Source organism: Emcibacter sp. (genome assembly GCF_048269205.1).
Lineage (GTDB): Bacteria > Pseudomonadota > Alphaproteobacteria > Sphingomonadales > Emcibacteraceae > Emcibacter.
Map to the genome: position 1 here is coordinate 839,835 of NZ_JBLXJC010000001.1, position 25,894 is coordinate 865,728.

Genomic DNA, 25,894 nt, shown 5'->3' on the forward strand with positions numbered 1-25,894 from the left:
GTCAAGGGACAGCAGGTCGGCGGTCCGGTGGCGCGAATACCCGGGGAGAGAGATGCACAATTAACAGGGCTTAAGTTAACTATGGTATCATAAAAGATTCACCAAGTTAATTCAGTATGTTATTAATGGGGAAAGAACGTTTTTCCAGCTTCAAGGATCTATCCATGCATCGCCAGCGCTGTACCAGAATCATTGCAACCCTTGGCCCGTCCAGTAATACCGTGGAGATGATCCGCAAACTATCCGATGCGGGTGCGGACGTGTTCCGGCTGAATATGAGCCATGGCGCCCATAAGGATGTGGCTGCACTGCATGACATGATTCGCGAGGTGGAGAAACAGACCGGTCGTCCCATCGGCATTCTGGCCGACCTGCAGGGACCCAAACTGAGAATCGGTGCCTTCCAAAATGACCGGATCGAACTGAAGGAAGGGACGAAATTCGTCCTCGATATGGACGGCACCCCAGGAGATGAAAAGAGGGTCGAGCTTCCCCATCCGGAAATTTTCGAGGCCGTGCAGCCGGGCACTCATCTGCTGCTGGATGACGGCAAGATCAGACTGTTGATCGACAAGGTTGATGCGCACTCCATCGAGACCACTGTTGTGGTGGGCGGTCCGTTGTCAAACCGCAAGGGCGTTAATGTGCCAAACGCCATTCTGCCGCTGGCGGCGTTGACGGAAAAGGACCGCAAGGATCTGGATTTCGTCCTCGATCTGGGTGTTGACTGGGTGGCGCTGTCCTTTGTGCAGCGGCCCGAGGATGTTCAGGAAGCGCGCGACATTATCGGCGATAGGGCTGCAATTCTGTCCAAGCTGGAAAAACCCTCGGCCCTGTATGCCCTGGATGAAATTATTGCCCTGTCCGATGCGGTAATGGTCGCCCGCGGCGATATGGGTGTGGAATTGCCCATGGAGGAAGTTCCCTCCAAACAGAAGAAGATCATCCGCCATGCCCGCAGAGCCGGCAAAAGTGTGGTGGTGGCGACCCAGATGCTGGAAAGCATGATCAGCAGTCCGGTACCTACCCGGGCCGAGGTTTCTGATGTGGCCAACGCTATCTTTGATGGGGCTGACGCTATCATGCTGTCTGCAGAATCGGCGGCCGGGTCATGGCCACTGGAGGCGGTCAGCACAATGGAGCGGATTGCCACCCATACGGAAAGCGAACCCAGTTATCGCCGGGCCCTCAGACAGGAGGAAACGCAACTGGAATCCACTTCCGCGGATGCGCTGAGTGCTGCGGCAAGCCAGGTGGCCGTGACCATCAATGCCAAGGCCATCGTGACCTATACCGGATCGGGTTCCACGGCCCGGCGGGCTTCCCGTGAACGGCCGGCAACCCCGTTGCTTGTGCTGACCCCCGATTTGGGCACGGCGCGCAGACTGTGCCTGTTCTGGGGACTTAATTGTGTCCATACCGCCGATGCAGTCAACTTCCAGGATATGATCGACAAGGCTTGCGACATGTGTCTGCAATATGGTTTTGCCCGGGAAAGTGATCATATCGTGATCATGGCCGGCATGCCGTTCGGCACACCGGGAAAAACCAATGTTCTGCGCATTGCCCGGGTACAGGCCGACCACCAGGAAAGCTAGTCGGCCAGGCCTAGCTCCCGCAGGGTTTCACGCAGGGTGGCGGGGGTCTGGAAGTGGTGTGTTCTGAAGCCCAGTGCTGCTGCGGCGGAAGTGTTGTCCAGCCGATCGTCAATAAACAGAGTGTCCTTTGCCGCATGGCCGGTTCTTGACAGAAGGATGCGGTAGATTTCCGGGGCCGGCTTGATCACGCCTTCCTGCCCCGAGACAACCACATCCCGGAAAAGCTCCATGAAATCGAAGGTCCGGCAGAAGCTTTCAAATTTTTCAGCAGGAAAATTACTCAGGGCGAACAGGGGAACGCCGGCACCGTGCAGTTTTGTCAGAAGTTCCACATTTTCCAGAATGACGCCGTCGAACATTTGGTCCCAACAGGTGTCATAGGCGGCGATCATGTCTGCGTGGTCGGGATGACGGAGGGAAAGTTCGGTAATAGCCTCCCGGAAAGTCAGGCCGGCGTCGAGCCGGTTGTGCCAGTCCATGTTGCAGATGTTTTCCAAAAAGTGATCAAGGTCCCGGTCATCGTCCTGAAACAGGGGGGTAAAAGCATTGCGCGGATGCCACCTGACCAGCACGTTGCCCAGATCAAAGACAATACACCTTGGCTTGCTTCCGCTCACCGGAACACTCCCGATAAAATGGTCTCTGAAATGAAGAAGACCGTGCTCTTGGGGGGGAAGCACGGTCTCCTATTAACTGCCAACATTGCGTCGACAGCGAATTTCAGTCTTACGGTCACTCAGCCCTGACGCGCCTTGAAACGGCGGTTGGTCTTGTTGATTACGTAGATCCGGCCTCTGCGGCGGATCACACGACAATCACGGTGACGGTTTTTTAATGACTTTAATGAATTTACAATTTTCATCGCTTTGTCCGTCCCAAATTTACTGGTGTCACATAGTGCGACAATTGAACTTGCGGCGGAAACTATATGTGATCAGGCAAAATGTCAACTAAAGAAAACGGCCCTAAAGGCAAAAAAAAGATAAAAAACAACAACAATGAACAAACTGCTGAAAAATCTAATGTTTCTTTATCTATCGTTAATGGAGAAGGGTATATGATACTACAAAATGGCTAAAACTCAATGTGAAAAAATATGAACGGTCTACTGAATGAAAAACAGACAGAGCAACTGAGCAAGCTGGCTCTTGAACTGTCCCAGGAAATTGGCTTTGTAACCGAGGTAAGCGGTAACGGCGTTGTTGCCCTTTGCGCTGTGGAGGCTTTGAACAGGTCCCTTGAAAAGGATGACTCGACATTGCCGCCAGGACAGATTGGTGCGATCGTCAAGATCAAGGTGATCAAGGGGTTTGTTTACGCAACGGTGAGGGAAGTTGTCCGCCAGGAGAACTCGACAGGGCCGGTGCAGCATGTAATCATGTATCTTGATTATCTCGGTCATGGAATCAAGGCTCCCTATTCACCTACAGGTGTGATGTTTGATCGCGGGATTTCAGACTTCCCCTGTCCGGGGCAGATGGTTTACGAAACCACTCTCGAGGATATCGAATCCATATTCGGCGCCAATGACATGAACCATTTCCATGTGGGAACGGTATTCCCCCAGCATGTGACACAGGCCAGCATCATGACCGACGCCATGCTTGGCAAGCATTTTGCCGTTCTGGGAAGTACCGGCACGGGTAAATCCTGTACGGTAGCGCTATTGATTCACAGGCTGGTGGAAAGGATGCCGAACGGTCATATTATCATGCTCGACCCTCACAATGAATATGAGGCGGCCTTCAAGGACTGTGGCGAGCATTTTGATATCAACAACCTGCGGCTACCCTACTGGATGATGAATTTTGAGGAACATGTGGAATTGTTCGTCGGTCTGCGTCGTTCCCTGGACCGGGAAGTGGAAATTGATATTCTGCGGCGCTGTCTGCAGGCCGCCAGGATTGATGCGGCGGAAACAATGAGTTCGGAAAAAATCACGGTGGATACACCTATTCCCTACAAGCTGTCCTTCATGCTCAAATATCTTGAAAATGAAATGGGTCGGCTGGAAAATCCGGACACATTGACACCCTATATGCGACTTAAGAACAAAATCGAGGAACTGCGCCGGGATGCCCGGTTCAGCTTCATGTTCTCCGGTCTTCTGGCCAACGACAATCTGTCCGAGGTAATCGGCAACCTGTTGCGGTTCCCGGTGAACGGCAAACCGGTGTCTACCATTGACCTTTCCGGCGTGCCGTCTGAAATCGTCAACGTGGTGGTCTCCATGATCAGCCGCCTGGTGTTTGATTTCGCGCTCTGGAGCAAAGGGGGGGATGCCAAGCCGATTCTGTTGGTCTGTGAGGAAGCCCACCGATATGTGCCGACAGAGGATCACACCGTATTTGCTTCTACCCGGAAGGCCATTGAACAGATTGCCAAGGAAGGCCGCAAGTATGGCGTGTCACTGGGCCTTGTCTCCCAGCGTCCCGCAGATGTATCTGAATCCGCCCTGTCCCAGTGCGGTACCATTTTCGCCATGCGCATGAATAATGAACGGGACCAGAATTTCGTATCCCATGTCATGCCGGAAGGGGCTAAGGGGTCTCTTGCCGCGTTGTCCTCCCTGCAGAACAGGGAAGCTCTGATCGTTGGTGAAGGGGTGCGCGCGCCCGTGCGTGTGAAATTTGACAGCCTTGACGAGAGCAAGCGTCCTTCAAGCACCAATCCGGCTTATTCCAGTGACTGGCAGAATGACATCAGCAACCAGACATTTATTAATGATGCCATTAAGCATTGGAGAAGCCAGGGACGCTGACCCTGCTGATAAATATCATTCGATTTTCAAGGGAGAGCAGTATCGGTGCTCTCCCTGTTTTTTTCTGGTGAAATGGAAAAAGTAATTCCTGCACATCACGTTAACGATATTTTTAAAGTTCCTCCCCTATAAGGTGACTGTAAGGGAGAAGTCTGTCCGTGTATCGGGATACAGACTAATCAGGATAGTTGGGTAGCTCCCTGTAAACTTGAACTGAAATTAAGGCTTGGCGGATAGAAGTTATGAGTGATAAGGACATCGTAGAAACAAAAACTACAAAAACAGGCAGCTTGTTTACAATCCGGAACTCCTTGTTCGGGATTGTGGGGATTCTTGTCCTGTCCGTGTTAACGTTCAGTGCCATGTCTGCTTTCGAGGCAGCAGACAGAAAATCCGAAGCGGAACTGATTGTTTATGTGAATGACACATCAGACCATCTTCTGGCTTCAGCACATCATTTTTCTGTTGAACGCGGTATCGTCAATACCATTCTCGGCAGCAGCACTGCTGGCAGTGCCGGTATTCGCTCTGAAGCAGAAGCTGAAAGCGAAAAAGCTGAAGACTCATATGCCATAGCGCTCAAAATGTCCCGGGAAGCGATTGATTTCGGTGGCAAGGAGCATCTGATCAAGGCTGTGGAAGAGGCCCATAGCAACTATCTGAATGCACGAAAAGCGGCTTATCTGGCCATGGGGGTAGACAAGTCGGACCGTGCCAAGGCCCAGTATGTTGACGAGAACGGAAAAAGCAAATCCTCCCGCGCTGACCGTCATTTTTACAAGATGACAACAAACCTTATCGATGCGTTGACCAATCTGCGCATGGGGCTGGTGCTTGAGACAGGTATTTCCAATCACAAATTCGCTACTTACCAGCAGCTCAAGCACGCGCTGTTCGTGATGGCAGAATATGCCGACCAGGAATGGGCTGTTATTGGTGCGGCGATCGCCAGTGAAAGGCCGTTGTCATCCCTGCGCATGCAGCTTCTTTCAGTGTATGGCGGACAGATCAACGCTTCCTGGAGCCAGACACATGTATTTCTGGATCGCACCTATGTAGACACCAGAATGGTGAAAATGATGGAGAAGGTGGAAGAGATATTCTTCAAGGATTACGCAGAATCCCTTCGCCAGAGTGTTTATTCTGCTTCTCAGATCGAGGAGCCCTATCCGGTAACTTACGAACAGTGGATCGATGCGGCCTCTGAAGCTGCGCTTCCGATCATGGAACTGAGCCAGGCTGCTGGTGAAATCACAGCCAAACTCGCCGAAGAGACTTCTGCAGAAGCAACAGGCAGCATGATCTTTGCCGTTGCCCTTCTGCTGGCGACTGTGGTGGTTGCCGGTGTGGCGACATGGATGGTGGTTTACCGGGTTGTAAAACCCCTGAACGAGCTTGGCGAAGTTATGAGCGTGATTGCCGAGGGTAATCTTGAAGCAGAGGTTCACGGCACCGAACGTGGTGACGAGGTCGGTATCATGGCCCGTGCCCTGCAGGTCTTCAAGGACGCCGCTATCGAGAAAATTCATCTTGAGGATGAGCGTCGCATAGCCGAGGAAGAAAGCCGCAGGCAGAAAGAAGCCGAGGCTGATGCCAAGCGTCAGGAAGAAGAAGAACAGCGTAAGCGTGAAGAAGAGCGTGAGGCCAATGCCCGTGAGGAGCGCCGCCGTGAAATGCTTGCCCTTGCTGACGACTTCGAAGCTTCTGTGATGGAAATTGTGAACGGCGTGTCCACGGCTTCCGGTGAGATGGAAGTGGCTGCCCAGGGTATGTCCGCGGTTGCCGAACAAACCAACCGTCAGTCCCAGGCTGTGACATCAGCATCCGAACAGGCCAGCGCCAACATCCAGATGGTGGCAAGTGCCGCAGAGCAGCTTTCTGCTTCCGTTAAGGAAATCAGTGGCCAGGTATCCCAGTCCAGCGCCTACTCAGGCAACGCTGTTCAGGAAACCGAGCGGGCGACCGTCGAAATCCAGGGCCTGGTTTCTGCCGCCCAGAAGATTGGCGATGTGATCAACCTGATTAACGATATTGCCAACCAGACCAACCTGCTGGCCCTGAACGCCACCATTGAGGCCGCACGTGCCGGTGAAGCCGGTAAAGGCTTTGCGGTTGTGGCTTCCGAGGTGAAAAACCTGGCCAGCCAGACAGCGACAGCAACCGAGGAAATCACTAGCCAGGTTGGTGGGATGCAGGCCGCGACTGAAAAAGCTGTGGCAGCCATCACCGGCATTGAAAATGTGATCAAGCAGATTGACGAAACATCTGTCACCATTGCTTCTGCAGTGGAGGAACAGGAAGCTTCTACCCATGAAATTGCCCGGAATGTATCCGAGGTATCTGCCGGTACCCAGGAAGTAACCAGCAATATTCAGGAAGTGAACCAGGGTGCGAAGAGCACAGGAGAAGCGGCAGGCGCCGTTCTGACGTCCGCCCAGCGTCTGTCGGCACAGTCCAATGAATTGCGCCAGCAGCTCGAGAACTTCCTGTCACAGATTCGCGCCGCGTAAGGCAGTCTGATATTCAAACAGTATATGCGTATTTTGCTCCACAGCGGGATACGCATATATTTTCGGAGCAAATTCCGGAAATTAAAAAGATAACTATAAAAAGCCCCGGCTCGAGGCAGATAAAAGGGAATAACAATAAAAACTGATCCAGAGCAGTTGACCAAGGGGTAGTACACTGGGAGGAGCGCCTTTAACAGGCGCTCTTCTTTTATCTGGAGCCTGAAGTCACGGCGTCAGGACAATTTTTCCGACATTGTCGCCGCTTTCCAGAAAGTCATGGGCCTTGTCTGCGTTATCCAGGGAAAAGGTGCGGTTCAGCAGCGGTTTGACCGTTCCGGCTTCCAGAAACGGCCAGACATTTTTTTCAAGGTTTGCAGCAATATCCGCTTTGAAGCTGTTATCCCGTGCGCGCAGGGTCGAACCGGTGAAAGTCAGGCGTTTCAACATGATCGGCAGGACGTTGACTTCCGTTTTTGGCCCTTTCTGGACCGCAATCATCACAAGCCGGCCATCTTCGGCCATCATTTTCAGGTTTCGATCCACATAGTCACCGGCCACCATGTCCAGCAGCACGTCAACACCGCGGCCGTCAGTGAACTTTTTAACTTCTTCCACGAAATCCTGTGTTCTGTAATTTATGGCCAGGTCAGCGCCCAGGTCGCGACAGACGGTACATTTGTCGTCTGTGCCGCACGTGGCGATGACCGTGGCGCCAAAGGCTTTGGCCAACTGGATGGCTGTGGTGCCGATGCCGGATGTGCCGCCATGCACCAGAAAAGTCTCTCCCTTTTTCAGCTGGCCCCGGTCAAACACATTGGACCAGACCGTGAAAAAGGTCTCCGGCAGGGCGGCGGCCTGTTCCAGGGTGAGGGCGTCCGGGACGGGCAGACAGGATTTTGCCGGGGCGAGGCAATAGTCCGCATAGCCGCCGCCGGTGACCAGGGCGCAGACCTTGTCACCGACTTTCCAGCGTGTCACCCCGTCGCCGGTGGCGACGATGGTGCCGGCGATTTCCAGCCCGGGAATATCCGACGCACCGGGCGGGGGCGGATAAAGCCCTTTGCGCTGCATGATATCCGGCCGGTTGACACCGGCGGCGGCCACCCGGATCAGCACTTCAGCCCGCCCGGCTTCGGGCAGGGGGCGTTCGGTAGGTTTCAGAACCTCCGGTTCGCCGACTTCGGTAATTTCTATGACGCGCATTTTCTGGGGCAGGGGATCTGGCATATGAATTCCTAGTGTATGAACGGGGTTGACGGATATATACTGTCCACAATGGAAAATCTGAGCAAAAAATCAAGAGGCATGTGATGGATGATGAAGAATTTGAACTGATGGAGGGCTCAACACTACAGGATATCTGCCAAGAGGACCTGGATGTTCATTCTGTTGAATATCTTGAAGAGCGTATCGGGATGCTGAAAGCGGAAATTACCCGTACAGAAGCCGCGATTGCTGGCAAGAAGGGGGCCCGTTCGGCGGCCGAGGATTTTTTTAAATAGTTTATATGAATCAAAAACTCCCCATCCATTTGATGGGGAGTTTCCACTTGTTTTAACGAACCGGTATCAGGCGGCTTCGCCTTTGATCATTTTTGGCTTTGATGGCCCGGAGTTGATCTGAATTTCACGCGGTTTCAGATGCTCGGGCACTTCACGCTGCAGATTGATCACCAGCAGGCCGTTTTCAAAACCGGCGTCCAGGACCCGAATGGTCTCGGCCAGTTTGAAACGGCGTTCGAAGGCGCGTTTGGCGATGCCGCGATAGAGGAATCTGTCGTTTTCTTCAGCTTCATCCTCGGTACCCTTGCCGGAAATCACCAGCACACCGTCCTGTACGGTAATGGAAAGATCATTTTCAGTAAAACCGGCCAGCGCGACAGTGATTCTGTAATCGTCATCTCCGACTTTTTCGATGTCATAAGGGGGGTAGGCTGCTTCTTTGACATTTGCAGCCTGGTCAAACATGCGGTTGATATTGTCAAATCCGATGGTTGACCGCAAAAGGGGGCTAAGATCAAGTGTACGCATCATATATATCCTTTCATAAGCGATATTTACGTTTCAATTCCGCCAGTTGGCCGGAATTTTCAGTCTGTCAGGTCCGTTTTGGCACCCGATAAAATTGAGATAAGATGGAAAATGTGGATTTCAAGAGTGGAAAAAGGCTGAAAAATGGTAACGGGAAATTAAGGACGGGGTTTTAAAATAGGACATAAAGAAGCATGCCGGAGAAAAAAATGAAAAACCGACTGGTGACCAGCGAAGGTCATCTCGAGCCCCGTTTTCTGGAAAAATCCTACCGGGAAGCTCTGGAACTGACAGTTTCCGTCGCCGAATATATGGAAAATCAAAAGGGAAAAATACCGGTTCCTGAGCTCGGGAAAAAGGTGGGCTTTGCCAGCGAAAGCATGCGAATGACAACCTGCCTGATGCAGTCCGTTTCCTGGCTTCTGGTCCAGAAAGGCGTTGTCGCCGGCGAATTGTCCGCCGAAGAGGCCATGGACAACAAATACCGGCTGAACAACCGGGATACCTGTCTCGCGTCGGACGAGGGAATTCTCGACAATCTCCCCGAAGAATTCAGGGCTTATCTCGAACGTACCCAGGATCTCTACCGCCGGGTCGAACGGATGGAGATGATGCTCAGCGGTGGGGAAGTGACCGACAACCCTGTGCACAATCTTCTTGATAAAATTCGCAATCCGGACTGAGGCGGGCAGCAATCCCTAATTACATGACCGAAAATAGAAAAGGCGCCGTGAGGCGCCTTTGTAATTTTGCTGCAAACTCTTTATTATTTGTTGAGTTTGAAGTTTCCAAAACGTTTGTTGAAAGCAGCCACGCGGCCTTTTTCAGATACTTTCTGAGTGCCGCCAACCCATGCCGGATGGGATTTCGGATCAACCTCGAGAGTAAGGGTGTCGCCTTCACTGCCCCATGTGGAGCGTGTCTCATATGTGGTGCCGTCAGTCATAACCACTTTGATGGTATGATAGTCGGGATGAATGTCGTTTTTCATCGCTTTAATCTCTCCGCGAAAATAATTTGCGCCTGTATAAACAAGTCGCCGCCCCAAGGCAAGCCCGAATACGCTTAAAACATAAAAATATGGCGGGTTTGCTTAAATAATGTGAATTGTTGGCGTTGTAAGCCTGCTTCTGCCCTGCTATATCCTTATCCAGAAGATCATTACAGGGTATTTGTACGATATGGCAAGAGGAAACCCGGGTGTTAGTCCGGCCCGCGACGAATTTGAACCTGAAAAGAAGAATGTCAAGGAGATCAGACTGTTATGGTCTTTCATGTCTCGCTATCAGGGAACAATTATACTGGCGCTCATTGCCCTGGTAATTGCGGCTGGGGCCACCCTGGCTATTCCTCAAGCAGTCAGGCGCATTGTCGATATGGGTTTTTCCAGTGAAAACCTTGCCCTGATTAACGTCTATTTTTTCGGCCTTCTCGGCGTTGCCATTCTTCTGGCTGCTGCAACTTTCTGCCGTTATTACATGGTGACCTGGCTTGGTGAGCGAGTCGTTGCCGATATTCGAAAAGCAGTCTTTGACCGTGTCGTGACCTTAAGTCCTACATTCTTTGAAAATAACCGGTCCGGAGATATCATATCCCGCCTGACGACAGATACAACTGTGATCCAGTCCGTGGTCGGGTCTTCAGCTTCTGTAGCGCTCAGGAATATTCTAACATTCCTGGGCGGATTGGTGTTCATGGCGATTACCAGCGCCAAGCTCCTGCTGGTGGTTCTGGTTGCCGTACCGGTGGTTGTCTTCCCGATTATTTTTCTGGGCCGCAAGGTGAAAAGCCTGTCCAAACAGTCCCAGGACCGCATCGCGGATGCCAGTGCTTCCGCCAATGAAACGGTGGGGGCTGTCCAGACGGTTCAATCATATACGCGGGAAAAATTTGAACAGTCTAAATTTGCCGATTTTGTGGAACATGCTTTTGGTGTGGCGGTCAAGCGGACCCGGGTCCGCGCCTGGCTGACGGCCGTTGTCATCCTGATGGTCTTTGGAGCTGTTGATCTTGTACTCTGGGTTGGGGCATCCGATGTAGCGACCGGCCTCATGAGCGGTGGTGAACTCACCGCCTTTCTCATTTATGCGGTATTGGTTGCCGGGGCCGTAGGGTCTCTGTCCGAGGTTTATGGCGAGTTGCAGCGTGCGGCTGGGGCGGCAAGCCGCTGTATGGAAATCATTTCCACCGAGCCTGATATCCGTGCCCCGGAAAACCCTGTGCCTCTGTCCAGTCCGGTGGACGGCAATATTGAGTTCCGCAATGTGGTGTTTGCTTACCCCTCACAACCGGATATGAATACTCTGCAGGATTTTTCCCTGACGGTGGCGAAAGGGGAAACTGTAGCGGTTGTCGGGCCCTCAGGCGCCGGAAAGTCCACCGTATTCCAGTTGCTGCAGAGATTTTATGATCCTCTGTCCGGAGAAATCCTGATTGACGGGGTGCCGCTTAATCAGGCAGATCCGGAAGAAATTCGCCGTCAGATGTCTGTTGTGCATCAGGAAAGTGTGATTTTTGCAGCAAGCATCGAGGAAAATATTCGCTACGGCCGCATCGACGCCACGGAAGACATGGTTCGCGAGGCTGCCCGGGCTGCCCAGGCCGACGAATTTATCAACCGTCTGCCGGACGGTATGAACACCTATCTCGGTGAGCGTGGCACCCGCCTGTCGGGCGGTCAGAAGCAGCGTGTGGCCATCGCCCGGGCCATTCTCAGGGATGCGCCGATCCTGCTTCTGGACGAGGCCACCTCGGCCCTGGATGCGGAAAGCGAGAAACTTGTCCAGACTGCGCTGGACCGTCTGATGGAAGGCCGGACCACGCTGGTCATCGCTCACCGTTTGGCCACTGTATTGCAGGCAGACCGGATCGTGGTTATGGATCAAGGACGCATCGTCGATATCGGCACCCATCAGGAACTAAGCCAGAAAGGCGGACTTTATGCCCGCCTGGCGGAACTTCAATTTGCCGATATGCGTGAACCGGCCTAGATTGTTTTAGAGAGGTAAATCTCTCCGAAAATGAGTTGATATTGCGGAACTATTAATATCAGTGTATTCTTATAAGACGGGGACGGTGAAGGGACGTCATATTGTTTTTCACGCATGAATTTCAGGATGTCTGGGAATATTGGCTCAGTATTTGTGGTAATAACATCATCCCGAACAAAAAGGATTTTGATCCGGCAGCATTATCTGCGCAGTTGGGGGAAATCGGGATTTTTGACTGGGAAGGTGACGAATTATATCTGCGTGTGCTTGGGAGCGATATCATTGAAGAGATCGGTGTGGATTTTTCCGGACACAAGCTTTTGAGCAAGGGGTTGCCGTCCGTAACGGGTTTTGCCAAGGCTTATTTCAGGACAATCTTTAACTTTCCGTGTGGACTTCAGACAATTTCTGTCGAACGAAAACGCTCAGGACTTTTGGTTGAAGCGGCGTTACTCTTTCTTCCGCTTGATGTCGAAGGCAGAAACGATAACCAGATTTTGGTTTACCGCCAGCATTTGGCGTCGGCAGGGTATGATAGTAAATACCCGGACTTTGTTCATCTGGGCATAAACCAGATAATTATGATTGACCTTGGATGTGGTACTCCCGACATCGATCTGGAGAAACAACTTGAAAAGACCCGATTTCTATCCGATGAAAAAAAAGGGTTATTCCACAAACTATTGTTGCGTTAGCCGCATCTCAATCCGCCGGTTCTGCTCGTAGGCTTCTTCCGTATCCGCCTCATTGAGAGGATGGAACTGACCGAAACCGGTGGCGGCAAGTCGCTCAGCGGGGATGCCCTGGCTGATCAGATATTTCACCACGGACAGGGCGCGGGCCGCTGAAAGATCCCAGTTGGACGGGAAGCGTTCCGTCCGGATCGGCAGCTTGTCGGTATGGCCGTCAACACGCAATATCCAGTCAATTTCCTGCGGAATATTTGCGGAAATTTCCTTTAGCGTCTGAGCCAGCTTGGCCATTTCCCGCCGACCGGCCTCACCGAGGGTATCCGAGCCTGAAGCAAAGAGGACGGAAGAGGGGAAAATGAAGCGATCCCCCTGAATTCGAATGTCAGACCGCTGGCCCAGGACCTGTTTCAGGCGTCCGAAAAATTCCGATCGATACTGGCTCAGTTCCTGAACCTTGGAGGCCAGGGCCGCATTCAGCCGCGAACTCAGGTTCTTGATAGTGGCCAGTTGCTCCTTGTCCCTGGCTTCCGACGCTTCCAGCGCTGTCTGCAGGGCCGCAAGTTGTTGTCTCAAGGCGGCCAGCTGCCGGTTCAGTATTTCAACTTCCCGGCGCGCGGCCTGGGACAGTTCCTTCTCCCGGGCGAGGGCGGAGTTGCTGTCCCGGTAACGGTTCTCCAGGTCCTGAATGGTTTTCAGCTGTTCCGAGCTGGACTGGCTGGCGCGCTGCCCCAGGTTTGTGGCATCAGCCAGATCGGCCTCCAGTTCCTCGATGCGGGAGGACATCTGTTCTCGCGACAGGTTGGAGTCCTGAAGGGAGGCGGAGAGCTGTGTGATGTTGGCTTTCAGGTCCCGGTTGGATTGTCGTTCCAGGGCCAGAAGGTCAGCCAGTTCCTGGACCTGCAGGTTCAGCCTTTCCAGGGCGTCATCCCGGCCGGACAGGGCTTGCCCCAGAAAAAACTGGGCCAGCATGAAGACCGAAAGCAGAAAAATAATGACCAGCAGCAGAGTGCTGAGGGCGTCGACAAAGCCGGGCCATGTATTGTCATTGCCGCTGCCCGGACGCCTTTGTGTCCTGAGCAGGGCCATCAGTCCTCGTCCCTTTTGGCGGTCAGCGGCTTGGGGGTGAGAACCGGCGTCTTTTTGGCCTTGGGATTGGGTTCCGGCATGTCATAGTCCAGCGCACCTGTCGGTGTCTCGGGAGCCTCGGGCTCTGTCTTTGGCGCGGGCGCTGAAGCTTCGGGGGCTTTTCTCGGGGCGGGTCGCCCACGCTCGACAGCAGGGGGTTCGCGACCATCCATGAAGGCGCCCAGGGTACGGGCGAGAAGTTTGAATTCGGCCCTCAGGTCGTCGGTAAACTGGTTCTGGCCCTTGACCGTTTCTTCCAGCAGGTGCTTCATCTGCACGTCGATATTTCTCAGGTGCGTGGTGTCGGTTTTGTCCCGTTCGCCGCTCTGCTGCAGGGCAATCACTTCTATCAGTTTCTTCAGGACGCTGTTCACTTCGCTATTGCTGTCGGACATGCCGGCGATCTGTTCGGAAAGACTGATCAGAGCCGTATTGACCTCCATGCGTTTTTCTTCGCTGCGGCTGATGACCTTGTGCAGGTTGTCGAGGCTGTCGGCAGTCTGTTCCAGCAGGGCGCTGACGTAGGCAGGAACGGACCCGTCGCCGGCTTCGCTGACAATGCCGCCGCCGCGGGACAGTTTGGTAATGCCGGAAAGCCAGTCTTCCAGGCCGTTGAAGAAGCTGCGCTGGGCCTGGCCCGTCTGCAGGTCAATAAAGCCCAGAATCACGGAGCCGGCAAGACCAAACAGGGAAGAACTGAAGGCGGTGCCCATGCCGCCGAGGGGGGCGGCCAGGCCCTGTTTCAGGTCCTCGAACAGATGAGTAATATCGCCTGATCCCACGGTCAGGCTGTCAATGGTGTCCTTAATAGATCCGATCGTGCCGAGCAGGCCCCAGAAGGTTCCCAGAAGACCGAGGAAAATCAGCAGGCCGATCAAATAGCGGGTGGTCTCCCGGCTTTCATCCATGCGGCCGGCAATGCCGTCGAGAATGGTGCGCAGGGACAGGGCGGACAGGGATTTTCTTCTCTGATCCTCCTCCATCATGGCGGCCATTGGCGCCAGCATGGCTGGTGGTTGGGGCAGCGTATCCGGATCGTCATGTTTCTGGAACGCCTGGATCCAGTTTACGGCGGTGGAGATCTTTCTAACCTGGGCAATGGAAAAGAGGATGCCGATCACCAACACTGTGACGATCACGCCGTTCAGCATGTAATTGGCAAGGAATGCCTCTTCCATGGAGGGGAAAAGGACTGCGACAAGCACAATGACTGCCGTCAGAAAAAGAATGATAGTATTCAGGTACTTGGTGGGGCGTATCATTTTCAGCCTTGTCCTCGTTTTTATCGCCTGCAAATTTATCGCAATGTTATCAGGGCGCTAGCAAAGAGTCTAAGTTTTAGTTGGGCAAGATTATGACATGGTGGTTGCGGGTTAGTTCAGGCGGATGGTGATCTCGAGGTTTTCGTCTGAATGGAGTTTGCCGGAACCGATGGCATGCAGCCTGATGCGCTGGCTATCGATACCGGCCTGTTCCAGAAGTGCCCGTGCCAGAAGTCCTCTGTTGAAGGCAACCCGCACGGATTCGTGTTTCGCCCGGGCCTCGTTCATATCGCGCAGGTGTTCGGGGGTGGCGGCATAGCTGTAGATATGGATGGGAAAACTGTACTTTCTGATCTGGTCCGCCCATTCCTTAAGCTGCTCCCGGCTGTTGTTGCCAAGCTGTAGCTGTCCCTTGTGGAAGCGGAATTGCAACGGTTTCAAATCGGTCAGGCTTGCTGCATTGAGGAAAAGACGTTCACTCTGGGTGTCGGGAAGGTCTGCAGCAAAAGAAGTCGAGGTCAGTCCAAGCCACATCGCTGTTGTAATGGACAGTCTGATCATTTTTGCCTCTTCCCCTTTTAACTCAGCTCTCTGTTTTCCTGACTTTTTTGCGCGCCGTTGCCAGAAGCCGGGTCACCGGTCCGTGCAGGGTGCTGTTGGTCGCGAGAATTTCTTTCCCGTCGAGCCTATCCTTCTTACCATCAAATGTGGTCACTGTGCCAGCAGCTTCTGTAACCAGCAGAATTCCTGCTGCCACATCCCACATTTGCAGATTGGTTTCCCAGAAGCCGTCATAGCGACCGGCGGCGACCCAGGCCAGATCCAGGGCAGCGGAGCCGAACCGGCGCACGCCGGCCACTTCCGGCATGACTGTCTCAAGTGCAGAGATGAATTCCGCATGTCCGGCGCGGCCCTTGAAGGGGATGCCGGTGGCCAGCAGACTGTCGGCCATATTTTTGCGGGCCGAGACCCTCAGCCGGCGGTTGCCCAGATAGGCGCCACGACCCTTTTCCGCCCAGAATATCTCGTCTGTCAGTGGTTGATAGACGAGAGCGGCCGTAATCTCGCCATTCTGTTCCAGGGCAATGGAGATGCAGAAATGGGGAATACCGTGCAGAAAATTGGTGGTGCCGTCCAGCGGGTCAACGATCCAGCGGGAGGTTTCATCCCGGCCTTTGACCTCGCCGTTTTCCTCGAGCAGAAACCCGAAGTCGGGGCGGGCTTTCGAAAGTTCCTCGAAAATGATTTTTTCTGCCCGGGTGTCGGCGGCGGAAACAAAGTCGGCTGGGCCCTTGCGGGAAACCTGCAGCTGTTCTACTTCACCGAAGTCCCTGGCCAGCTTGCGGCCGGCTTTTTCAGCGGCTTTCTGCATGACATTGATGATGGCTGACTGAAGCGCCATGATGGTTTCCTTTGATTAAGGGAGTTACTTGGCGCGTTCCGCGTAGGTGCTGTCTTCGGTATAGACAACAATGCGATCGCCCTGGCTGATAAAAGGCGGCACCATGACCCGGACACCGTTTTCCATAATGGCCGGTTTGTTGGAAGAGGCCGCGGTCTGGCCCTTGACGACGGGCTCGGTTTCGGCCACCTCAAGCTCAACCGTCTGGGGGAGCTGCACACCGAGCGGGGCGCCTTCGTAGCTTTCGATCACCACTTCCATACCGTCCTGGAGATAGACTTTCTGATCGCCGATCAGTTCGCCGCTGATTTCGACCTGCTCGTAGGTTTCAGTATCCATGAAGGTATACATGTCGTCTGCTTCGAACAGGAAAGTATGGTCTTTCTGTTCCAGGCGGACCCGTTCGACTTTTTCAGAGGAGCGAAAGCGTTCGTTAAGTTTGCGGCCGTCTTTCAGGTTTTTCAGTTCAACCTGCAGATAGGCACCGCCCTTGCCGGGCTGGGTGTGCTGGATTTTTACTGCAACCCAGAGGCCGCCCTGATGTTCAATAACGTTTCCCGGACGAATGGAGTTTCCATCTATCTTCATGATGCTGACCTTTTAAAAGAACAATGCTGTTTGGCGCGCAACCTATCAGGTTGGCGGCTTCCGTGCAACGCAAATTGACGGCAAAAACGCAGAATTTACGGTCCTAGTAGCCGAGGGCGGTGTCTACCGGATTGACCGGGGGGAGGCCGGCGCGAAGGGCGCGATAATTTTCAAGAATATAATCCGTCAGGTCCCGGCTGCGGCTGACACTGGCGACATGAGGTGTGACAAGAATTCTGGGGTGGCGCCAGAGGGGGCTGTCCTGGGGCAGGGGCTCCTGTTCGAAGACATCCAGGCACGCACCGGCCACATGTCCCTGATACAGGGCATCCAGCAGGTCATCGACCACGAGATGATCACCCCGCGCCGCATTGATCAGGTAGGCGCCTTCCTTCATCATGTTGAACAGGTCCCGGTTCAGAATGCCCTGTGTTTCTGAAGTTAGCGGCAACAGGCAGACCACATAGTCAGCATCCATTACGGCCGCGCCCAGTTCCTTGCGCCCGGCATGGCAGGCGCAGTTGTCCAGTGACTTGCGGGTGCGGCTCCAGCCGCTTGTCGCAAACCCCATAGCCTGCAACTGTTCTACCGTACAGCGGCCAAGTTCACCAAGCCCCAGCACGGTGACCCGGTTCCCTGGCCGTGGCGCATGCGGTGTCCAGCTTCCGGCCGCCTGATATTCCCGGTAATCCACCAGACGCAACCGGTAAGCGAGGATGGCGCCTGTCACATAGTCGGCCATCTGCCGGGACAGGCTGTCGGCGACAAAGCGGCAGATGGGGACATCTTCAGGAAGATCCGGATCGGAAAGAATGTGATCCACACCCGCCCCGAAAGAAGCGATAAGTTTCAAATTGGGAAAAGTCCTGAAAATACCGGGGGAATGGCCCCAGCTAACCACGATCTCAACATCCTTTGCCGGGCCTGTCTCCGGCCAGATGAAAATCTTTTCCTCCGGGATTTCTTTTTGCAGAAGGCCCCTGATTTTTTCAGCCTGCGTTTCGGAAAGGATAAGCAATATGGACATGGTCGCACTTCAGAATTCAGTCTTTATAATCCGGATCGAAGATATCTTTATGATCCGCAAAGGCTTTGAATTCAAGATAATTGCCGCTGGGGTCCTGGAAAAACATCGTCGCCTGTTCCCCGGTTTTCCCTTCAAAGCGCACGTAAGGCTCGACAATGAACCTGGTCCCGTGCGCCCGAAGCCTGTCCGCCAGGGCATCCCATTCCCGGCGGTTCAGGATCACGCCGAAATGTCGGGCTGGAATGTTGTGTCCGTCCACCGGGTTGGTGGGCACCTTGTCCATTTCATCAATCAGATGGGCAGAGATCTGATGGCCGAACAAGTTGAAATCAATCCAGCGCGGCGCTTCGCGCCCGGTTCCGGCACCCAGTACGGAGACGTAGAACTCCCTGGTTTTTTCCAGATCGGTGACCGGGAAGGCAAGATGAAACGGATGAACAGTCATGGGTTCTCTCCCCTGATATCGTCAAAGTTGCCCCTATCCTAAAATCATTGCCGGGAGCAGCGCAAACGAGTAATAGTATTATTACATGAGAAAAAGTAATATATAAAATGAAACGTCAACTTCCACCACTGAATGCCCTGCGACATTTTGAAGTGGTCGCCCGCCTCGGCAGCTTTACAGCTGCGGCGGAGGAACTGGGTGTCACCCAGGGGGCCGTCAGCAAGCAGATTGCCCTGCTGGAAGACTATCTGGGGTGCACCCTGATTGACCGGAGCCGGCAGGGTCTTGTATTGAGCGATCGGGGACGGAGTTATTTTCCCCAGATTTCCCTGGCCCTGGAAACTATCGAAACGGTAACTTTTCTAACCAGGGAAAAGGATGCCGCTGGCATTCTGCATGTCAACATCCTGCCCTCATTCAGCAGCAGCTGGCTGATCCCCCGTCTGGAAAGTTTTGCCGGGCGCCATCCGGCCACCAGGCTGCAGTTGAGTACCGGCGACGGTCCAGTGGAAAAGAGCAGCGCCATAGAGGCGGATATTTTTATCCGCTGCCAGGACAGATGGTCGTCCGGTCTGGAAAAACAGATATTGTTTGAGGAAAGGCTGCTCCTGATTTCCGGGCCGGAATATATCCGGCAGATGGAGGGATATGACGGACCCGGGGCGCTTGAGAATGCCCGATATCTGGAGCATATATCCCGCCCGGGGCTCTTGCAGAAATGGCAGAAGTCCCTGGGAATGGGGGCGGCCACAGTGGCCCCGGCACTCGGATTCGAGCATTTTTTCATGATTGTCGAAGGGGTGCGGAACAACCTGGGCCTGGCTCTTGTGCCGGATTTCATGGTGCAGAAGGACCTGGACGAGGGGAGGCTGTTCAATCCGTTTGGTGTGCAGTATTTTTCCGGTTTTGAATATGCGCTGTTATATCAGGGATACAGAAAATTTGATCCTGGCGTGCGGGCCTTCTGTGACTGGATCGGAAAACAGGTTTCGGAGAAATAGCCGGAGCCATGGGAGAGGATCAGGAAATCTGGCGGATTTTTGCTGTCACGATACAGCTCTCCGGCAGCGCCATGGTCACGGTTGTACCCCGGTGCAGAACGCTTTCAAGAGTAAGACTGCCGTCATGGGCCTCCACCAGCTTTCGGCTCAGCGCAAGCCCAAGGCCGACGCCATCTCGTTTGCGGTTGTAGGAACTCTCTACCTGGGTAAAGGGATCAAAGACCCGATCCACATCTTCCGGAGCGATGCCGATGCCGTGGTCGGTGACCTGGAGGAGAAGCTTGTTGTCTCGATAACAGGTGGATAGTACGATCTCTTCGCTATCGTGGGAAAACTTGATGGCATTGCCCAGCAGATTGAGAATAACCTGGCGGATTCTCAGAATATCCACATCCAGCAACAGTGCAGGATCATGGATTTTCGAGGAGATGGAGATGCTGGTTTCCGTGTGGCGGGTATTCAGCATGCTCAGCACATTTTCAACAAGTTCACCCAGGGTGATTTCGTCCCGGGACAGGGCAAACTTGCCGGATTCAATCTTGGCCACGTCAAGAATTTCACTGATCAGTTCCATGAGATGCCGGCCGCTGGTGTGAATATCCTGAAGATAGGATTTATACTGGTCATTGCCCAGCGGGCCGAGCAATTCCTGTTCCATGATTTCTGTAAAGCCCAGAATGGCATTGAGTGGCGTTCTGAGTTCATGGCTCATGTTGGCCAGGAATTCCGTTTTGGCCAGGTTGGCGCTGATGGCGTCTTCGGTAACATTACGCAGGATGTCTTCTTCCTGCTTGCGCAGGGTAATATCTGAAATACCGACAAGCAGGAAGCGCATGTCGTTAATACGAACCGGCACCATGCAGATCTCGACAATACGGGTTCCGTTTTCACTGTGATGAAGCTTTGCTGTGTCCATGGTATAGGTGGCCGACTTGGCAGCCTTCCGCATCATGGACAGGAAGTTGTCCGGTTTTTCAAATCGTTCGAGAAAATTCTCGTTACCCCGGCTGCGCGACGGCAGGGAGAATAATTCGTAAAAGGCCGTATTGGCTGTAATCAGTTCCGGCGAGCCGGTTTTAATCATGGCCAGCGGATACATGGTTGCGGTGAACAGCGACCGGAACAGCTCCTCGTTCTGGCGACTTGCTTCCTCGGCTTTCTTGCGTTGAATAAGTTCCTGTTCCAGCTTGCGGTTGAGATCCTTTTCCCGCTGCAGGCTGAGATAGGTATTGCGGGTCAGGATGCTGGTATTGTGCATCTGCCAGAAACCGAAAATATTGGCCGAGAACAGCATGGCGCTCTGCATGAAAAAATTGGCGGCTTCAGGCGAAAACCTCAACAGGTTGACCGTCTGGAGCCCCACGGCAAGGCTGCAGCCATAGATTATTCTCTGCAGGTTGGACATGGGGTAGGTGGTATAGGCGATGGTGGTCAACACAAAGGCGCCTGCAAAATTAACCCAGTTGTCACTGACAAAAACGCCAATGGACAGTAGAAAAATGGCCGTCAGGTTTAGCAGGGAGACGAAGCTGGCCGCAAAAAATACGTCCGGCCGAGCCTTGTTCATGAAGAAAACCATGGTGGCATAGAGTGGCAGGATGCTCAGTATTCTTGCGGAAAGATTGAAATAGGTCTGTGTATTGTATTCCGCCTTGGCGAGGCTGAAGAAGATCGCCGTAAAAAATATAACGGTGAAAGTATAGGTGAAATAACGGTAATTTTTTACAAGATTTTGCCATTGACTGGTAATGAACTCCCTTTCCATCTTAGTGGAAGTGAATTCGCCCAACCAATTGATATACTTCAGTTTGTCCTCATCTCTATTATGCATATAGTGCCCGGGGTTGCATAAACTATACTCTTGTGGCGTCAGAATAGAGTAACTGTTCTTAAATATGTATTAAAAAAAATTAATATTGGGAGTAATTTAGCTGAATTTCCAGGAAATAAAATAGCTCGCCGTCGGGCAGGCGGCGAGCTAGTTTTTACCGGAGATTATAGTTGTTATTATTCTAGTGCAGCTCCTGTCGTATCTGTTGTCTCAGAATATCGATGGAAACCAGTTGTTCTTTCACTTGCAGATGCCAGTAGGTCCAGCCGTTACAGGACGGTGCGCCCTGAAGCTCTGCGCCGACCTGATGGATGGATCCTTTGGAATTGTTGCTGATCAGTGTGCCGTCCGCCCGCACCTTGGCAATATGCTGTTTGCCATTGGACGCTTTCGGTCCATAAAGCAGGGTACCGGGGGCAATCATGCCGCGTTCGACAAGTGTACCGAAGGGAACACGGGGCTGGGCCCGTTTGGCCGGTGTGATTTCCAGCGCCTCTTCTTCCAGTTCATCAATGGCTTTGATGCGGTCGGTGGCCAGGCGAATATATTTTTCTTCTTTTTCAAGGCCGATGAAATGACGGCCCATCTTTTTCGCTACGGCGCCGGTAGTGCCCGAGCCGAAGAAAGGATCAAGGACCACATCCCCCTTGTTGGTGGAAGCAAGCAACACGCGATACAGCAGGGATTCCGGCTTTTGTGTTGAATGCCCCTTGTGACCATTGACCTTCAGGCGTTCCTTTCCGGAACAGATCGGCAGGGTCCAGTCGGACCGCATCTGGACATCTTCGTTCAGAGCTTTCATGGCGTCATAGTTGAACGTATATTTGTTGTATTTTTCGCCCTTGTTGCACCACAACAGGGTTTCATGGGCGTTGGTAAACCGTGTGCCGCGGAAATTGGGCATGGGATTGGTTTTGCGCCAGACAATGTCATTCAGTACCCAGTAACCGATATCCTGAAGTGTGGCGCCAACACGGTAAATATTGTGATAGCTGCCAATGACCCAGATGGTGCCATTGTCCTTGAGGACGCGGCGGGCGGCTGTCAGCCAGGCCCGGGAGAAGTCATCATAGCTGGCAAAATTGTCAAACTTGTCCCAGTGATCGTTGACCGCATCCACATGACTGTTGTCAGGACGATGGAGCTCTCCCTTGAGCTGCATGTTATAGGGCGGATCGGCAAAAATCACATCTACTGACTTTTCCGGCAGCCGGTTCATAAGTTCGATGCAGTTCCCCTGAAGGATCTGGTCCAGGGGAAGTTCGGTGTAGGTCCCCTCTGCTCCGCCGGCCTTGCTCTGGCGGGTGCTGATGGATTTATTTTTTATGTTCGTTTTCTTGCTCATGACCCGCAGTCTGAGTCAAAAGGCGAATCGCGTCAAGTATTTTTTTTATTTTGAATCAGTTAGTTATACCTGACTCTTGAGTCATTAGGTCACGAATTGGCGCGAAGGATTTGCGATGAAATGGACTCGCGCCCACAAGCTTTAGTGCTTCCATATGTTGCCGGGTACCATATCCTGCGTTCCGCTCCCAACCGTATTCCGGGTGAATTTCGGCCAGATTTTTCATGAAAAAATCTCGTTTTACTTTTGCGATTATGGAGGCCGCGGCGATGGAAAATGATCTGCCGTCGCCTTTTATGACACACGACGCGGGACAAATCAGGTCCGGTATCTGGTTGCCGTCGACCAGGGCATGATCCGGTTTTCGGGGCAGGCCGGCGACGGCTCTCTGCATGGCCAGAAGGCTGGCGCGCAGGATATTTAGCTCGTCAATTTCCTCGACGCTGGCTTCTCCGAAGGAAAAACAGGCACTTACCAGAATTTTCTCATACAGCTGTTCACGTTTTTTGGCGCTCAGCTTCTTTGAATCATTCAGTCCGTCCGGAATATTGTCCGGGTCCAGAATTACGGCGGCGGCGACAACCGGGCCGGCCAGTGGCCCGCGGCCCACTTCATCCACACCACAAACGATGCCCTCGATATTCTGTTCAAGGCTGAAGTCCGGGCGGGCCGGTCTTCTATCAAAAAGTTCGCTTTGGTGATTGCCTGACATATTATCGTCCCCTTGCCTATGACAGGATTAAAGGAGGATGATCATTTGTGTCAAGGCAATGCCTGAGGGGGGCTCAGAAAAGAGACATCTGGTTACCGTCATCAAGAGGCACCTGAAACATATCCAGGGTCAGTTCATCTTCCGCTGTTCTCTGATTGAGACCGAGACGGAAGCAGCTTTTCTTGAACCTTTGTGCGATCAGATCCGCATAGGGGCCACTGCCCCGCATGCGGCGACCAAATTCGGGGGAATAGTCCTTGCCGCCGTGCATGTCCTGAAGGTGATGGATGATCCTTTGTGCCCGGTCCGGGGCTTCCTCCTCCAGCCATTCCCGGAACAGCTTTTTGATTTCCAGGGGCAGTCTAAGCATGACATAGCCTGCATTGCGGGCACCGGCTTCGCGGGCGGCGGCCAGGATATTTTCCAGTTCGTGATCGGTGAGGGAGGGTACAATCGGGGCAACCATCACGCCGACGGGTATTCCCGCCGTTGAAAGTTCTCTGATGGTGTCCAAACGCCTTTGCGGTGTGCTGGCCCTGGGTTCCATGGCCCGGGCGAGGCGATAATCCAGGGTAGTGACCGAGATGAAAACACGGACCAGTCTTTTACGGGCGAGCCGTTTCAGGATATCAATATCCCGGGAGATCAGGGCGGATTTGGTGACAATGCCCAGCGGGTGGCTGAATTTATCGAATGTCTTCAGGATATGCCGGGTGATACGCAGTTTTTTCTCTATGGGCTGATAGACATCGGTGTTGCTGCCAAGTGCGATGATTTCTGGTTTATAATTTCTATGGCGGAATTCCTGTTCCAGAACTTTGGCCGCATCATATTTGACCATGAGCCTGCTTTCAAAGTCGAGCCCGGCGGAAAAACCCAGATAAGTGTGGCTCGGCCGGGCGTAACAGTAAATGCAGCCATGTTCACATCCCCGGTAAGGGTTGAGCCCCTGACGAAACGGGATGTCCGGAGAATTATTTCGAGAGATAACCGTTTTGGATTTATCGGGGATCAGGAAAGTGCGGGTCTGCTCCTCATCCATTTCCAGATTGTTCCAGCCATCATCCATGCGTTCCCGTTTCTGGTTTTCAAAACGACCGCTTTCCCGGCTGCGGGCGCCGCGGCCGCGCCGGTGGTCGGGGGGGATAACGTCATTTTCTGTGAAGGGCCGAGTCATGTGAAAACTATATCTGAAAAAGAACAAAACAGGAACATTTATTTTATCTTTTCTCTTGGCAGGGTAAGTGACGGCGGGCATGATCTTTCCATGATCAGCCTCATTATTCCCACGCTGAATGAAGAACAAAATCTTCGGACACTTTTGGGTGAGCCGGAGATGTTTGCGGATTGCGAAGTGATTGTCATGGACGGCGGGTCCGTTGACGGCACAGGCGATGTGGCGCGGCAGGCGGGGGCAGACCTTTATGTCACGTCACTGGGTCGGGGCGGCCAGCTCGCTCTCGGGGCGGAAAAGACCACCGGTGACTGGCTGTTGTTCCTGCATGCGGATTGCAGGCTGCCGCTGGACTGGCGGCCGGTCTTGGACCGTCACAGGACGCAGAACCCGGACAAGGCCCTGGTTTTCAGCCTCAGGCTTGATGATGACAGCCTGATGGCGAGACTGCTGGAAGCTATCGTCCGCTGGCGCTGTCGCCTGCTGGCTTTGCCATACGGCGACCAGGGATTATTCATTTCCCGTACCCTTTATGATCAGGTAGGCGGTTTTTCTTCCATGGTGTTGATGGAGGATGTGGACCTGGTGAGGCGACTGGGACGCAAAAGGATAGTCTTTTCTTCTGCGGTGCTGACCACATCGGCGATACGCTATCAGAAAAACGGTTATTTCAGACGCATGATGAGAAATGCCTTATGCCTGACGCTTTATTTTCTCGGTATGCCGCTGGAGCGCATAAAGAAACTGTACGGGTGAATAGTGCTCATTAAAAATGTGATGAGGAGGAAACTGTAAGTGCGGACCAGCCGTCAGCTTGTGTTGTTTTTGAAGGCGCCGCGTGTCGGCGCTGTCAAGACGCGGCTTGCCCGGGGGCTGGGTCGTGTGCCGGCCTGGCTTTTCTACAGGCGCCAGACAATTTCACTGATCCGTCGGCTGCAGGACCCCCGCTGGGATATGAAGCTTTTCATCTCCCCTGACAGTTTTACCCGGCAGGGAAATTTCTGGCCGTCCGGTGCCCGTTGCTTTCCGCAGGGAGAAGGTAATCTGGGGCAGAGAATGCAACGGGCCTTTGATATCCTTCCTTCCGGGCCTGTGGTGATTATCGGCGGCGACATTCCCGGCATTGACAAGAGGGATATCCGCCGGGCGTTCAATGCGCTTGAGACCCATGATATGGCATTTGGTCCGGCGGAGGACGGGGGCTACTGGCTGGTGGGGATGCGGAGACGACCCCGTGTTCTTCGTCCTTTTGACGGGGTGCGCTGGTCGACGGAACATGCGCTGAAGGATACGCTCGCAAATATATCCCCCTCCTGCCGGGTGGCGCGGCTCAGGACACTTGCAGATATTGACGAGATGGCGGATTTCGAGATGGCGGGTTTTCCCCGCCCGCTCTGAGGG

27 protein-coding genes are annotated in these 25,894 nt (G+C 53.4%); 11 read left to right on the forward strand and 16 right to left on the reverse strand.

Going from position 1 to position 25,894, the window contains the following annotated elements; all coding sequences use genetic code 11:
• Nucleotides 1–125: 125 nt before the first annotated feature.
• The gene (pyk, locus tag ACN0YD_RS03895; protein WP_417317335.1) at nucleotides 126–1,598 is read left to right on the forward strand and encodes a pyruvate kinase; all 1,473 of its coding nucleotides are present in this window, start codon (nucleotides 126–128) and stop codon (nucleotides 1,596–1,598) included.
• Here the strand turns inward: pyk and ACN0YD_RS03900 are convergent.
• Complete coding sequence (locus ACN0YD_RS03900; RefSeq protein ID WP_417317336.1) at nucleotides 1,595–2,215, reverse strand: HAD family hydrolase; 621 nt, start codon at nucleotides 2,213–2,215, stop codon at nucleotides 1,595–1,597. The two genes, pyk and ACN0YD_RS03900, sit on opposite strands and share 4 nt — an antisense overlap.
• Before the next feature lie 119 nt (nucleotides 2,216–2,334).
• Nucleotides 2,335–2,460 (reverse strand): type B 50S ribosomal protein L36, encoded by a 126-nt coding sequence (gene ykgO, locus ACN0YD_RS03905; RefSeq protein WP_417317337.1) that lies wholly within the window; start codon nucleotides 2,458–2,460, stop codon nucleotides 2,335–2,337.
• An 81-nt stretch (nucleotides 2,461–2,541) separates the two neighbouring features.
• Here ykgO and ACN0YD_RS03910 point away from each other — a divergent pair, with 81 nt between their 5' ends.
• From ACN0YD_RS03910 to ACN0YD_RS03920, 3 genes are all read left to right on the forward strand, one after another.
• The gene (locus tag ACN0YD_RS03910) at nucleotides 2,542–2,676 is read left to right on the forward strand and encodes a hypothetical protein (protein WP_417317338.1); all 135 of its coding nucleotides are present in this window, start codon (nucleotides 2,542–2,544) and stop codon (nucleotides 2,674–2,676) included.
• 18 nt (nucleotides 2,677–2,694) lie between these two features.
• Nucleotides 2,695–4,359: an ATP-binding protein gene (locus tag ACN0YD_RS03915; protein WP_417317339.1), complete on the forward strand. Its 1,665-nt coding sequence runs from the start codon at nucleotides 2,695–2,697 to the stop codon at nucleotides 4,357–4,359.
• Nucleotides 4,360–4,703: 344 nt separating this feature from the next.
• Nucleotides 4,704–6,869: a methyl-accepting chemotaxis protein gene (locus ACN0YD_RS03920; protein WP_417317340.1), complete on the forward strand. Its 2,166-nt coding sequence runs from the start codon at nucleotides 4,704–4,706 to the stop codon at nucleotides 6,867–6,869.
• Nucleotides 6,870–7,094: 225 nt separating this feature from the next.
• On the opposite strand, the gene ACN0YD_RS03925 is transcribed toward ACN0YD_RS03920, so the two are convergent.
• Nucleotides 7,095–8,096 (reverse strand): NAD(P)H-quinone oxidoreductase, encoded by a 1,002-nt coding sequence (locus ACN0YD_RS03925; protein ID WP_417317341.1) that lies wholly within the window; start codon nucleotides 8,094–8,096, stop codon nucleotides 7,095–7,097.
• Between the two features lie 83 nt (nucleotides 8,097–8,179).
• Here ACN0YD_RS03925 and ACN0YD_RS03930 point away from each other — a divergent pair, with 83 nt between their 5' ends.
• Nucleotides 8,180–8,371 carry a DUF1192 domain-containing protein gene (locus tag ACN0YD_RS03930; RefSeq protein ID WP_417317342.1) on the forward strand — a complete coding sequence of 64 codons (192 nt, stop codon included), beginning with the start codon at nucleotides 8,180–8,182 and terminating at the stop codon, nucleotides 8,369–8,371.
• Nucleotides 8,372–8,437: 66 nt separating this feature from the next.
• Here ACN0YD_RS03930 and ACN0YD_RS03935 read toward each other — a convergent pair whose 3' ends face one another.
• Nucleotides 8,438–8,902, reverse strand: coding sequence for an Hsp20 family protein (locus ACN0YD_RS03935; RefSeq protein WP_417317343.1), 465 nt, complete (start codon nucleotides 8,900–8,902; stop codon nucleotides 8,438–8,440).
• Nucleotides 8,903–9,108: 206 nt separating this feature from the next.
• Between ACN0YD_RS03935 and ACN0YD_RS03940 the strand changes: the two genes are divergently transcribed.
• Nucleotides 9,109–9,582, forward strand: coding sequence for a DUF1465 family protein (locus ACN0YD_RS03940; RefSeq protein ID WP_417317344.1), 474 nt, complete (start codon nucleotides 9,109–9,111; stop codon nucleotides 9,580–9,582).
• Between the two features lie 83 nt (nucleotides 9,583–9,665).
• Here the strand turns inward: ACN0YD_RS03940 and rpmE are convergent, their stop codons facing one another.
• Nucleotides 9,666–9,890: a 50S ribosomal protein L31 gene (gene rpmE / locus ACN0YD_RS03945; RefSeq protein ID WP_417317345.1), complete on the reverse strand. Its 225-nt coding sequence runs from the start codon at nucleotides 9,888–9,890 to the stop codon at nucleotides 9,666–9,668.
• Nucleotides 9,891–10,080: 190 nt separating this feature from the next.
• Here rpmE and ACN0YD_RS03950 point away from each other — a divergent pair, with 190 nt between their 5' ends.
• Together ACN0YD_RS03950 and ACN0YD_RS03955 are read left to right on the forward strand one after the other, a co-directional pair.
• Complete coding sequence (locus ACN0YD_RS03950; protein ID WP_417317346.1) at nucleotides 10,081–11,889, forward strand: ABC transporter transmembrane domain-containing protein; 1,809 nt, start codon at nucleotides 10,081–10,083, stop codon at nucleotides 11,887–11,889.
• Nucleotides 11,890–11,990: 101 nt separating this feature from the next.
• The gene (locus tag ACN0YD_RS03955; RefSeq protein WP_417317347.1) at nucleotides 11,991–12,584 is read left to right on the forward strand and encodes a PAS domain-containing protein; all 594 of its coding nucleotides are present in this window, start codon (nucleotides 11,991–11,993) and stop codon (nucleotides 12,582–12,584) included.
• Here the strand turns inward: ACN0YD_RS03955 and ACN0YD_RS03960 are convergent.
• From ACN0YD_RS03960 to ACN0YD_RS03990, 7 genes are all read right to left on the reverse strand, one after another.
• The gene (locus ACN0YD_RS03960) at nucleotides 12,570–13,667 is read right to left on the reverse strand and encodes a peptidoglycan -binding protein (protein WP_417317348.1); all 1,098 of its coding nucleotides are present in this window, start codon (nucleotides 13,665–13,667) and stop codon (nucleotides 12,570–12,572) included. The two genes, ACN0YD_RS03955 and ACN0YD_RS03960, sit on opposite strands and share 15 nt — an antisense overlap.
• On the reverse strand, nucleotides 13,667–14,968 hold the full coding sequence (locus ACN0YD_RS03965; protein WP_417317349.1) for a flagellar motor protein MotA: 1,302 nt from the start codon (nucleotides 14,966–14,968) through the stop codon (nucleotides 13,667–13,669). Before ACN0YD_RS03965 ends, ACN0YD_RS03960 begins: the two co-directional genes overlap by 1 nt.
• A gap of 111 nt (nucleotides 14,969–15,079) precedes the next feature.
• Complete coding sequence (locus tag ACN0YD_RS03970; RefSeq protein ID WP_417317350.1) at nucleotides 15,080–15,529, reverse strand: hypothetical protein; 450 nt, start codon at nucleotides 15,527–15,529, stop codon at nucleotides 15,080–15,082.
• Between the two features lie 22 nt (nucleotides 15,530–15,551).
• Nucleotides 15,552–16,370, reverse strand: coding sequence for an inositol monophosphatase family protein (locus tag ACN0YD_RS03975; RefSeq protein ID WP_417317351.1), 819 nt, complete (start codon nucleotides 16,368–16,370; stop codon nucleotides 15,552–15,554).
• Between the two features lie 24 nt (nucleotides 16,371–16,394).
• Nucleotides 16,395–16,958, reverse strand: a complete 564-nt coding sequence (gene efp, locus ACN0YD_RS03980; RefSeq protein WP_417317352.1) for an elongation factor P — start codon at nucleotides 16,956–16,958, stop codon at nucleotides 16,395–16,397.
• 103 nt (nucleotides 16,959–17,061) lie between these two features.
• Nucleotides 17,062–17,985 carry a 2-hydroxyacid dehydrogenase gene (locus ACN0YD_RS03985; protein WP_417317353.1) on the reverse strand — a complete coding sequence of 308 codons (924 nt, stop codon included), beginning with the start codon at nucleotides 17,983–17,985 and terminating at the stop codon, nucleotides 17,062–17,064.
• 16 nt (nucleotides 17,986–18,001) lie between these two features.
• Nucleotides 18,002–18,430 carry a VOC family protein gene (locus ACN0YD_RS03990; protein WP_417317354.1) on the reverse strand — a complete coding sequence of 143 codons (429 nt, stop codon included), beginning with the start codon at nucleotides 18,428–18,430 and terminating at the stop codon, nucleotides 18,002–18,004.
• A 107-nt stretch (nucleotides 18,431–18,537) separates the two neighbouring features.
• Between ACN0YD_RS03990 and ACN0YD_RS03995 the strand changes: the two genes are divergently transcribed.
• Nucleotides 18,538–19,431 (forward strand): LysR substrate-binding domain-containing protein, encoded by an 894-nt coding sequence (locus ACN0YD_RS03995; protein ID WP_417317355.1) that lies wholly within the window; start codon nucleotides 18,538–18,540, stop codon nucleotides 19,429–19,431.
• A 19-nt stretch (nucleotides 19,432–19,450) separates the two neighbouring features.
• Here the strand turns inward: ACN0YD_RS03995 and ACN0YD_RS04000 are convergent, their stop codons facing one another.
• The 4 genes from ACN0YD_RS04000 to ACN0YD_RS04015 all read right to left on the reverse strand — a co-directional run bounded on the left by ACN0YD_RS04000 (nucleotide 19,451) and on the right by ACN0YD_RS04015 (nucleotide 24,496).
• Nucleotides 19,451–21,262: an ATP-binding protein gene (locus ACN0YD_RS04000; protein ID WP_417317356.1), complete on the reverse strand. Its 1,812-nt coding sequence runs from the start codon at nucleotides 21,260–21,262 to the stop codon at nucleotides 19,451–19,453.
• 181 nt (nucleotides 21,263–21,443) lie between these two features.
• Nucleotides 21,444–22,481 (reverse strand): site-specific DNA-methyltransferase, encoded by a 1,038-nt coding sequence (locus tag ACN0YD_RS04005; RefSeq protein WP_417318842.1) that lies wholly within the window; start codon nucleotides 22,479–22,481, stop codon nucleotides 21,444–21,446.
• 181 nt (nucleotides 22,482–22,662) lie between these two features.
• Nucleotides 22,663–23,319 carry a ribonuclease HII gene (gene rnhB, locus ACN0YD_RS04010; protein ID WP_417317357.1) on the reverse strand — a complete coding sequence of 219 codons (657 nt, stop codon included), beginning with the start codon at nucleotides 23,317–23,319 and terminating at the stop codon, nucleotides 22,663–22,665.
• A 73-nt stretch (nucleotides 23,320–23,392) separates the two neighbouring features.
• Nucleotides 23,393–24,496 (reverse strand): PA0069 family radical SAM protein, encoded by a 1,104-nt coding sequence (locus tag ACN0YD_RS04015; RefSeq protein WP_417317358.1) that lies wholly within the window; start codon nucleotides 24,494–24,496, stop codon nucleotides 23,393–23,395.
• A 90-nt stretch (nucleotides 24,497–24,586) separates the two neighbouring features.
• Between ACN0YD_RS04015 and ACN0YD_RS04020 the strand changes: the two genes are divergently transcribed.
• Together ACN0YD_RS04020 and ACN0YD_RS04025 are read left to right on the forward strand one after the other, a co-directional pair.
• Nucleotides 24,587–25,249: a TIGR04283 family arsenosugar biosynthesis glycosyltransferase gene (locus ACN0YD_RS04020; protein WP_417317359.1), complete on the forward strand. Its 663-nt coding sequence runs from the start codon at nucleotides 24,587–24,589 to the stop codon at nucleotides 25,247–25,249.
• A gap of 39 nt (nucleotides 25,250–25,288) precedes the next feature.
• Nucleotides 25,289–25,891: a TIGR04282 family arsenosugar biosynthesis glycosyltransferase gene (locus ACN0YD_RS04025; protein ID WP_417317360.1), complete on the forward strand. Its 603-nt coding sequence runs from the start codon at nucleotides 25,289–25,291 to the stop codon at nucleotides 25,889–25,891.
• Nucleotides 25,892–25,894: the final 3 nt, after the last annotated feature.